The 8,578-nt window shown below is 66.7% G+C and carries 10 protein-coding genes and 1 pseudogene; 8 read left to right on the top strand and 3 right to left on the bottom strand.

Features of this window, described 5'->3' with window-relative positions; translation table 11 throughout:
• A pseudogene (locus ACK5F2_RS10125) lies at nt 1-301 on the bottom strand (hypothetical protein); the annotation flags it as partial.
• Nucleotides 302-762: 461 nt separating this feature from the next.
• On the opposite strand from ACK5F2_RS10125, the gene ACK5F2_RS10120 reads away from it, so the two are divergent.
• Nucleotides 763-1,875 (top strand): 6-carboxytetrahydropterin synthase, encoded by a 1,113-nt coding sequence (locus tag ACK5F2_RS10120; protein WP_409864451.1) that lies wholly within the window; start codon nt 763-765, stop codon nt 1,873-1,875.
• Between the two features lie 16 nt (nt 1,876-1,891).
• Nucleotides 1,892-2,530 carry a 7-carboxy-7-deazaguanine synthase gene (gene queE, locus ACK5F2_RS10115; protein ID WP_409864449.1) on the top strand — a complete coding sequence of 213 codons (639 nt, stop codon included), beginning with the start codon at nt 1,892-1,894 and terminating at the stop codon, nt 2,528-2,530.
• Between the two features lie 317 nt (nt 2,531-2,847).
• Here queE and ACK5F2_RS10110 read toward each other — a convergent pair whose 3' ends face one another.
• Entirely contained in the window at nt 2,848-3,984 is a 1,137-nt protein-coding gene (locus ACK5F2_RS10110; protein WP_409864448.1) for an SGNH/GDSL hydrolase family protein, read from the bottom strand.
• A 203-nt stretch (nt 3,985-4,187) separates the two neighbouring features.
• Here ACK5F2_RS10110 and ACK5F2_RS10105 point away from each other — a divergent pair, with 203 nt between their 5' ends.
• The 5 genes from ACK5F2_RS10105 (at nt 4,188) to ACK5F2_RS10085 (ending at nt 6,294) form a co-directional block, all read left to right on the top strand.
• Nucleotides 4,188-4,508: a nucleotide pyrophosphohydrolase gene (locus ACK5F2_RS10105; protein WP_409864447.1), complete on the top strand. Its 321-nt coding sequence runs from the start codon at nt 4,188-4,190 to the stop codon at nt 4,506-4,508.
• Between the two features lie 126 nt (nt 4,509-4,634).
• Nucleotides 4,635-5,153: a GNAT family N-acetyltransferase gene (locus tag ACK5F2_RS10100; RefSeq protein WP_133601882.1), complete on the top strand. Its 519-nt coding sequence runs from the start codon at nt 4,635-4,637 to the stop codon at nt 5,151-5,153.
• 34 nt (nt 5,154-5,187) lie between these two features.
• Complete coding sequence (locus ACK5F2_RS10095; RefSeq protein ID WP_409864446.1) at nt 5,188-5,565, top strand: AbrB/MazE/SpoVT family DNA-binding domain-containing protein; 378 nt, start codon at nt 5,188-5,190, stop codon at nt 5,563-5,565.
• Between the two features lie 14 nt (nt 5,566-5,579).
• On the top strand, nt 5,580-6,020 hold the full coding sequence (locus ACK5F2_RS10090) for a putative toxin-antitoxin system toxin component, PIN family (RefSeq protein ID WP_409864444.1): 441 nt from the start codon (nt 5,580-5,582) through the stop codon (nt 6,018-6,020).
• 58 nt (nt 6,021-6,078) lie between these two features.
• Entirely contained in the window at nt 6,079-6,294 is a 216-nt protein-coding gene (locus ACK5F2_RS10085; protein WP_409864443.1) for a hypothetical protein, read from the top strand.
• 30 nt (nt 6,295-6,324) lie between these two features.
• On the opposite strand, the gene ACK5F2_RS10080 is transcribed toward ACK5F2_RS10085, so the two are convergent.
• On the bottom strand, nt 6,325-7,452 hold the full coding sequence (locus ACK5F2_RS10080; RefSeq protein WP_409864442.1) for a hypothetical protein: 1,128 nt from the start codon (nt 7,450-7,452) through the stop codon (nt 6,325-6,327).
• Nucleotides 7,453-7,575: 123 nt separating this feature from the next.
• On the opposite strand from ACK5F2_RS10080, the gene ACK5F2_RS10075 reads away from it, so the two are divergent.
• Complete coding sequence (locus ACK5F2_RS10075) at nt 7,576-8,571, top strand: helix-turn-helix transcriptional regulator (RefSeq protein ID WP_409864441.1); 996 nt, start codon at nt 7,576-7,578, stop codon at nt 8,569-8,571.
• The last annotated feature ends 7 nt before the right edge of the window (nt 8,572-8,578 follow it).

The following is an 8,578-nucleotide window of genomic DNA, read 5'->3' as shown; positions in this document are numbered from 1 at the left end:
CCTGCTTGGTGAGGGAGGCAATGGGGACCACGGCTTCGGCCGCCTTGCTGGCCAGCACGCGGCCGTCCTCATCCAGCACCAGCATATGGCGGGCATTGACAGGCAGTTTGAGCAGGGCGGCCATGCTGCCCGGCTCGGGCGGCAGTTCCACCACCTTGCCGGCGTGCTGGTGCTGCGGGGCGGCCGAGTGGTCGGGCGGGGGCACGGCGGCGCCGGACGGCAGCATGGCCAAGAGCAACAAGGGCAGCAGCAGGGCAGGCTGGCTCCGGCCAAGGGCGCGCACAGGGAAAAAAGTCTTCATCGGCATGGCGTCATCGGGACAGGCGGGTCCCGGGCGGTTCTGCTATGCCTGCGCGCCAGCAGCAGCAGGGCTTACTGACCCGGGAAACCATTATCGACCGGCGCGCAGACCTGCCGGATCAAGTCGGCGCTGGGTACTTATGCACAAGTCTGTGAATAATTCTTGAACAAGACCCTGCTTATCCACAGGGTCGGCGCGTTTCGCCAAGTTGTTGTCTGTTGAGCCGGAATTTGTGCCCGTGTCGGCCCACAAGCTTGATCGCAAGACAAACCTTTGTCGCAAAAGGGAAAATCTGGCTTGTCCACAGGCTGGTGGCCCCTCTACTAAGACTACCAATTTGATAAATCAATAAGACAGGAATAACAAACGCAGCGCTGTACAAGTGCCTCCGCCCCTGTTTGCCCCGCCCGGCTTCGCCCTAGGCGCCCATGGCGGCCCATGTCACACTGCCGCCTCTCCCTATGAGCCAGATCCATTCCACACTTCACACCGCCTCCGGCGGTTTCGAGTCGGCCTGCCGCATTCCGGCACTGTCGAGTTCGCATCGCAGCCATGGCCTGCATGGCCACAGCTATTTCGCCACCGTGCGTGCCCTGCTGCCGCAGGGCTGGGCGCCTTTCCCGGGCGGAGAAGTCGAGGAGCTGCGCCGCCGTCTGGAAGCCTGCGTCGCGCCCCTGGACCATGCCCTGCTCAATGACAGCCTGGCCCAGCCCACCGACGAGAACCTCGCGCGCTGGATACGTCAGCGCCTGGAGACGGAGTTCGGCGTGCCCGGCATCCAGCAGGTGGGCATACAGAGCACCCAGCATTCGGGCGTGGATCTGGACGTATCCGGTCAGGCCCATGTCTGGCGCCGCTACCGCTTCCAGGCCGCGCACCAGCTCCCCAATGTGCCGGCGGGCCACAAATGCGGCCGCATGCACGGCCATGGCTTTGAAGTGATCCTGCATGCCAACCAGGACCTGGGCGAGCGCGACCTGGCGGTGGACTATGACCATCTGGACGAGGTCTGGGCGCCCTTCCACATGCAGCTCAACTACCAATGCCTCAACAGCATCGAGGGCCTGGCCAACCCCACCAGCGAGGTGATCTCGGCCTGGCTGTGGGAGCGGCTCAAGCCCCAGCTGCCTGAGCTGAGCTGGGTCACGGTCTATGAAACCGGCTCCTGCGGTGCCAATTACGACGGCAGCCGCTACCGCATCTGGAAGGAGCTGACCCTGGACTCCGCCATCCAGCTAAAGCGCGCCCCCGCCGAGCACCCGCTGCGCGGCATCCATGGCCACACCTACACCCTGCGCCTGCACCTGAGCGCGCCGCTGGACGAGGTGCAGGGCTGGACCGTGGACTTCGGCGATGTGAAGACCCTGTTCGATCCCATCTTCAAGGCCATCGACCACCGGCCGCTGTACGAGATTGCCGATCTGCCGGACGGCGATGCCGCCAGCCTGGCCGCTTGGGTGCTGGCCAAGGGCCGGGCGGTGCTGCCGCAGATCGACCGGGTGGATCTGTACGAGACCCGGGGTTCGGGCGCCATCGTCAGCGTGCACCGCGCCGACGAGCTGATTCCGGTCTGAGGGGAGGGCCGTCGCGATGACTTACGCGGTCAAGGAAATGTTCTACACCCTGCAGGGTGAGGGCGCCCAGGCCGGGCGGCCGGCGGTGTTCTGCCGCTTTGCCGGCTGCAATCTCTGGAGCGGGCGCGAGCAGGACCGCGCAGACGCCGTCTGCAGCTTCTGCGATACCGACTTCGTGGGCACCGATGGCCAGGGTGGCGGCAAGTTCGCCACCGCGGCCGAGCTGGCCGCGGCCGTGGCGGCCAAGTGGGCGGGTGGCCCGGGCGGCAAGCCCTATGTGGTCTGCACCGGCGGCGAGCCTCTGCTGCAGCTGGATGAGCCCCTGATCGAGGCCCTGCATGCCCAGGGCTTCGAGGTGGCGGTGGAAACCAATGGCACTCAGCCCGCGCCGGCGGGGCTGGACTGGATCTGCGTCAGCCCCAAGGCCGATGCCGAGATCGTGCTGACCCGCGGCCACGAGCTCAAGCTGGTCTGGCCTCAGCCCCTGGCCCGGCCGGAGCGCTTTGCCGGCCTGGACTTCCAGCACTTCTACCTGCAGCCCATGGACACGCCCCTGCTGCAGAAGCAGCACACGCGCGAGGCCATCGCCTACTGCCTGGCCCATCCGCAGTGGAAGCTCTCGGTGCAGATGCACAAGGTGGTGGGCATCGATTGAGGCCCGACCCGGGACGCCCCTGTGGGCAAGTCTGTGGAAAGAACTTGAACAAGTCAGGGCTTGTCCACAGCCGTGTGGCCATGCGGCGACTTGTTCTCTTTTTCAAGCGTGCCTATCCCGGGTGGGACTCACAGCGTTTTGGGCGAGCCAAAGCCTTGTCGCTCAAGGACTTTCTGCAGCTGTCCACAGACGCGTGCGCCCTCTACCAATACCACCAAGAAGAAATATCAAGAACAAGGAATTAATACAGGCCATGAAAAAGGGAGCCACTCGGGCTCCCTGCTGGGGAAGCGGCCGGGGCCGCTTGGCTAAGGGGCTTACTTCAGCCAGCCCTTGGCCTTGAGAGCCGTGGTGATGGCCGAGGCGATCTGCTGGTGACCCAGGGGCGTGGGATGGAAGCCGTCCGAGAACAGATAGGTCTTCCACCAGTCGGCGCCACCGCTGACACCGGCCGGCGGCGTGGCCGAGAGTGCAGGGGCCGTGCACGTGGGGAAGTCGTAGCTGGGCAGGCCGTCGCTGCCCACACCCTTGACCGGGCAGGCCGGCGTCTTGACATTGCTGAGCCCGAACTGGGCCGGCGTGGCCATCTGCTGGTTGAAGGTGGTGTAGAAGTCCACGATCACCACCTTGTCCTGACCGTTGAACTGCTTGGCCAGCTCGGCGTTGTAGGCCTCAACCCAGCTCTTGAACAAGGCCTCGGACTGGGCGCGTGCGGTGGCGCCGGCCGTGCCACCGCCGCTGGCGGCGGCAATGCTGTCCAGCACGGTCTGGAAGCGTGGCGTGTTGGTGATGCCCGGCATGTTGAGCAGGGCCACGCGGCGGGCGCCCTTGTCCAGGGCCTGGTCCTTGATGCTGCTGGCGAACTTCTGGGCCAGGGCTTGCATATAGGGCACGCCGATGGCGGCGATGCTGCTGGCGCCGCCCGCCAGGGCCGTGCCCACCTGGGCCGAGGGCAGCAGGGTGCTCAGCAGCTTGGCGTAGGCATCACCCTTGTCCTTGGGCACCGAGAGGTAGGCGGTGACCAGGTTGGCGGCATCGTTGCCACCGCCGTCAATCAGCAGCAGGTCATTGGGCTTGAAGCCATTGGCCGCCACCAGCTGCAGCGGGATGCCGCGCGGATCGGCCGGGTTGCTGTTGTTGATGACCCCGCCGCCGACGGCGTAGTTGGTGCAGCCGGCCTTGCTGTTGAGGGTGAAGGTGCTGCCCGTGAAGGCGTAGTAGTTGCACTGGCCGCTCAGGCCATAGGCCGCGGCCACGCGCTCGGGGAAGGTGCTGGCTTCGCCCGTCTGCACGGTGAAGCGGATGCCGAAAGTGCCGACATCGGCCAGGCTGTCGCCAAAGACCTTGACGCTGCTGACGCTGTCATCGACGGGAATGGCATCGTCACCGCCGCCGCCACAACCGGCCAGGGCCAGCAGGGCCAGGCTCAGCATGCTGATCTTGAATTTTTTCATCGCTGTCTCCAGTAATCGGCGGCCCGAAAAGCGGTGGGGAAGCTCCCCGCGGGCGCCGGTGCCTTGACTCTAGCCAGCGGCCGCAGACGCTACGCGGGTGCAAACCCCGTGCTGTTGCGGAGGGCAGACTGCTTTGGAGGTTTGCATCTAGACTGTGCCGGGCTGTCGCGGAGGTGACAGCCTGGGCGTGACACACTGGCGGCATGGACATCGAAAACCTTCAGCAGCGCCTGCGAGACTTTGCCGCGGCGCGGCAGTGGCAGCCCTACCAGACGCCCAAGAATCTGGCCATGGCCATGGTGGTGGAGGCCGCCGAGCTGGTGGAGATCTTCCAGTGGCTCACCCCCGAGGAGTCGCAGAACCTGGATGCGGCCCGACGCGAGCATCTGGGCGAGGAGATCGCCGATGTGCTGCTCTACCTGCTGCAGATCGCGGCCCATAGCGGGGTGGACATCGAGGCGGCCGTGGAGCGCAAGCTGGCCCTCAATGCGCGCAAATACCCCGCGCCAGCGGGCTCGGACTGAGCCGCGCGGGGCTCACAGGCGGAGCAAAAAATATCCTGCTGTCAAGCGCTGCTTGACGGCTTTTTGGCGCGCAAAATCCCGCCCTTGCGTTTTTTCGCCGTCCCCTGAGTTTCTTTCGAGTTCCGTATGTCCAGTATCCAGGTCCGCCCGGCCACGCTGCGTGATGCCAAAGCCATTGCTGAAATCCATGTTGCAGCCTGGCAGGACGCTTACCGCGGTCTGCTGCCCGACACCACCCTGGACAGCCTGTCGGTCCAGAAGCGCCAGGCCTTCTGGCGCGAGGCCATCGATCTGTGCGAGCCCCAGGTGATGGTGGCCCATCTCGACAACGAGATCATGGGCTTCGTGGGTTTCGACCGTTCGCGCGACAAGGGCACGCCCTCCACCACCGGTGAGATCTGGGCCATGTACGCCAATCCCGTGCACTGGGACAAGGGCGTGGGTCTGGCCCTGTGGGATGCGGCCCGCGACGGTCTGCAGGAAGAGGGCTGCACCAAGGTCACGCTGTGGACCTATCTGCGCAATGAGCGCGCGCTGCGCTTCTTCGAGCTGGCCGGCTTCAAGCGTGAGCTGGGCAGTGCCAAGACCACCGAGGTGAGTGGCACGCGCATCGAGGAACTGCGTCTGCAGCGCTCCCTGGTCTGAGTTTCGTGGCTCGGCCTGTCGAGCCCTTTTCACCATGACTGCAAGTGCAGCGGCTGCCGTGCTGGCCAAGATCACCTCCAAGAACCAGCTCACCCTGCCCAAGAGCGTGACTCAGGCGCTGGGGCCGGTGCAGTACTTCGAGGTACAGACCAAGGGCGGGCAGATCATCCTGACGCCGGTGCGCATACAGCGCGGTGACGCGGTGCGCGCCAAGCTGGCCGAGCTGGCTTTGGATGAGGCCGACATTGCGGCGGCCTTGGACTTTGCGGCTCAGGCCCAGGAAGTGCCGGCAGCCGCCCCGACGCAGCCACCGGCCAGAAAGGCCGTTGCCAAGAAGCCCAAGCCGGCCAAGAGCCGCAGCAGTGCCAGCGCGGGCCGCAAGCCGGCCGTTCGCAAGGCCGCTGCGCGGTGAGCCGCCGGCCGGCCGTGGCATCTGCGGCACCCCGTGTTGTCTTTGATACCGCGCTGCTGCTGCGCAGCCTGCTCGCCGGTTCGAGCGCTGCCCAGGCCCTGCGCCAGTCCTGGCAGGACGCCGCTTGCCAGCCCCTGGTGGATGCCGATGCGGCCCGTGGCCTGATGTTGGCGCTGGGCGCACCCAGCCTGGGGCTGTCTGCGGCTCAGCAGCAGGAGCTGCTGGCGGATTTTCTGCCCTATGCCCAGGTGATCCAGCGCCCAGAGAAGAGTCAGCCCCTGCGCCCGCAGCGCGGGCTGCCCTTGCTCCAAAGGCAAGCCCTGACCCTTGCACGCCAGGCCAGGGCGCGCTGGCTGGTCAGCGACAGCCCGGCCTTGAAGCTCTACTTCGAGCGCCACCGCGTGGCACGGCCGCTGGAACTCTTGAGCAGTGAGAAATTCTTGGCGGGCCTGTGAGCAAACCCTGCCCTCGGAGCGTGTGGAGCTCTGCTAGATTGCGCACGCCCCAAGCATCATGAACAGCTTCGATCGTTCCACCTCCACCGGCATGTGGCGTGTCGTCTTCTACGAGCGCCGCGGTTACCGCATTCATATGGATCGCACCGGTCCCTGGTTGCCGAGCAAGTCCCTGGCTCAGCAATGGGCCAACTGGTTCGGCCAGCTGGGCTATCACGTGGCCCTGCAGGACCAGATGGGGGGCATGGAACGCCTGAGCCCCGGCCTGCCCTGAACCTGGGCAAGACCTGGCCCTCTGAGGCCTTCAGTGCGTCTGCTGCGGGTGGTGGGCCCGGTATCCGCCCCGATCCAGCGCCCAGCCCTCGGTGGCACGGGGTTGCGCGTGGCGTTGCACATGCACGGGACACAGCTGCTTGGCCGCGGCACGCTGTACCAGCTGCTCGGCTTGCGCTGCGCTGAGCTGCAGGGCAAATCGGGTCCAGCGCTTCATCACCAGAGGCTGGCTCCAGGCATCTTCAAGTGCCCAGCGAATCTGCTGGGCTTCGGTCAGCGTGCCCTGTCCCAGCTGCAACACCCGCGGTGCCAGGGCCAGCACAAAGCGGTTGAAGTCGGCACGCAGGGCCTCGCCGGGTAGCAGAGCCTCCAGGCGAGCCAGGCGGGCGCTCCAGCCCGGCGTGGCCAGCTGACGCGTGATCAGAGCCTGCAGTGCCTGGATGGGGTTGAACAGACGCAGGCGGTTGGGCGGCAGCACATGCAGGGGAATCTGGGCCGCTTCCTCGTGCGGCAGTTCGGTGACAAAGCTGCACAGCACGGCCACGCGCTGCCACTGGGCGGCGTCCAGGCCGGCCACGCTGCGGATGGGGCCTTGGCTGAGGCTGCGTGCCAGCTCGCTGGCGCTGGTCCAGCCATGGCGGGCCTTGGCCGCATTGGCGCCAGGACTCATCACGGCCAGATTGCCGGCGGCATAGCCGGCGTCGTCGCGCACCCGGTCCACCGAGATCTGCTCCCCCAGGGGGCAGCGCAGGATGGGGCAATGGCTCACACCGAGCAGCTGCTGCAGATGGTTGGGGGTGAGTTCCACCTCTTCAAAAGCGCGGCCGCGCTGCCAGGCGTGCAGGCGCAGGGCCAACCAGAGCTTGGTGGCGCGTGAGGGGTGGGGCCCCGGGCGGCGGCCGAAGGTGGCCATGCCGGCCTGCCAGCCCTGCAGCAGCGGGGATTGGTGCGAGAGATGGGCCACCGGCGGGGTCAGGCCATGACGGGCGTGGTCAAAGCCCAGCTCGAAACCCAGATCATTGCTGCAGCGTGTTGCGGCGGGCTCAGCGGTCGGGGTGGTGCTCGGCGCTGGGTCCACAAAGCCCGCCAGCTCCAGCTGGGCGGCGCAGACGGGGCTGCCCGGGTGGGCGATGGAAGCGGCTGCTGCGATCTGTGCCATGGTGTGCTCCTGTTGATATGGCACAGTGTGGACCGCGGGTGGCTCACTGGATGAGCTACCAGAAGTGTCCCGCGAGGCACACGCAGGCTACTGACAAATTTGGGCAGGAGGGCCCACCCCGCCATGGACCGCACCGAGCGCTTCTACAAGATCGAGATGCTGATACGCGGGCGCGAATGCGTGAGCTTCGCCACCTTGCTGGAGGCCCTGGAGGTGTCGCCGGCCACGCTCAAGCGCGATCTGCAGTACCTGCGCGAGCGTCTGGGCGCCCCCATCGAATACGACGCCCTGGCCAATGGCTACCGTTTTGGCCAGCAGTGGCGTGGCCAGAAGCATGAGCTGCCAGGCGTCTGGTTCAGCGAGAAGGAGCTGCATGCCCTCCTGACCATGCACCAGCTGCTCTCCGGTCTGGACGAGAACGGCCTGCTGAGCCGGCATCTGCAGCCCATGTTCGACAAGCTCAGCAGCATGCTGGGCGCCGATGCGCAGGAGGCGCAGCAGATCACACGGCGCGTGAAGCTGATCAGCACCGCCCGGCGCCGGGTGGCCAGCGAGTTCTTCGCGACCGTGGGCAGCGCCGTGGTGCAGCGGCGCCGCCTGCATATTGCCTACCGCAAGCGCGGGGGCGGCGCTGCGGAGCTCTCCGAGCGCGAGATCTCGCCCCAGCGTCTGGTGCACTACCGCAACACCTGGTACCTGGATGCCTGGTGTCACCGCAGCGAGGGTTGGCGCCGCTTTGCGCTGGACGCCATGGAGCAGGCCCGGCTGCTGGACACGGCGGCCCAGGCGGCCGATCTGGCGACCCTGGAGGCCGAGCTCGACCGGGGTTACGGCATCTTTGCCGCGGGGGCTGGCCAGATGCTGCAGGCGAAGCTGGTGTTCAGCGCCGAGGCGGCGCTATGGGTGTCACGCGAGGAATGGCATCCGGCGCAGCGCAGCCGCTGGCTCGAGGATGGGCGCTGGGAGCTGGTCCTGCCCTATGGCGAGGCCACGGAGCTGCTGATGGACCTGCTGCGACATGCGGGGCAGGTGCAGGTGCTGGAGCCCCCCGCGCTGCGTGAGGCCTTTGCTCAACGCCTGCGCGAGGCCGTGGCCCGCCTGGATGCTCCAGCAGCGTAGCCGGGCG

Origin of the sequence: Roseateles sp. (assembly GCF_046300915.1) — a bacterium.
Taxonomy (GTDB): domain Bacteria; phylum Pseudomonadota; class Gammaproteobacteria; order Burkholderiales; family Burkholderiaceae_C; genus Kinneretia.
Note: the sequence above shows the minus strand (reverse complement) of the source record. Positions and strands in the feature narration are given on the sequence as shown.

Bases quoted from the DNA above. Each gene is read 5' to 3' on its own strand.
- ACK5F2_RS10080 (WP_409864442.1), bottom strand. From the start codon at position 7,452: ATGGCACAGATCGCAGCAGCCGCTTCCATCGCCCACCCGGGCAGCCCC.
- ACK5F2_RS10120 (WP_409864451.1), top strand. From the start codon at position 763: ATGAGCCAGATCCATTCCACACTTCACACCGCCTCCGGCGGTTTCGAG.
- ACK5F2_RS10110 (WP_409864448.1), bottom strand. From the start codon at position 3,984: ATGAAAAAATTCAAGATCAGCATGCTGAGCCTGGCCCTGCTGGCCCTG.
- ACK5F2_RS10075 (WP_409864441.1), top strand. From the start codon at position 7,576: ATGGACCGCACCGAGCGCTTCTACAAGATCGAGATGCTGATACGCGGG.
- ACK5F2_RS10105 (WP_409864447.1), top strand. From the start codon at position 4,188: ATGGACATCGAAAACCTTCAGCAGCGCCTGCGAGACTTTGCCGCGGCG.
- ACK5F2_RS10085 (WP_409864443.1), top strand. From the start codon at position 6,079: ATGAACAGCTTCGATCGTTCCACCTCCACCGGCATGTGGCGTGTCGTC.
- ACK5F2_RS10095 (WP_409864446.1), top strand. From the start codon at position 5,188: ATGACTGCAAGTGCAGCGGCTGCCGTGCTGGCCAAGATCACCTCCAAG.
- queE (WP_409864449.1), top strand. From the start codon at position 1,892: ATGACTTACGCGGTCAAGGAAATGTTCTACACCCTGCAGGGTGAGGGC.
- ACK5F2_RS10100 (WP_133601882.1), top strand. From the start codon at position 4,635: ATGTCCAGTATCCAGGTCCGCCCGGCCACGCTGCGTGATGCCAAAGCC.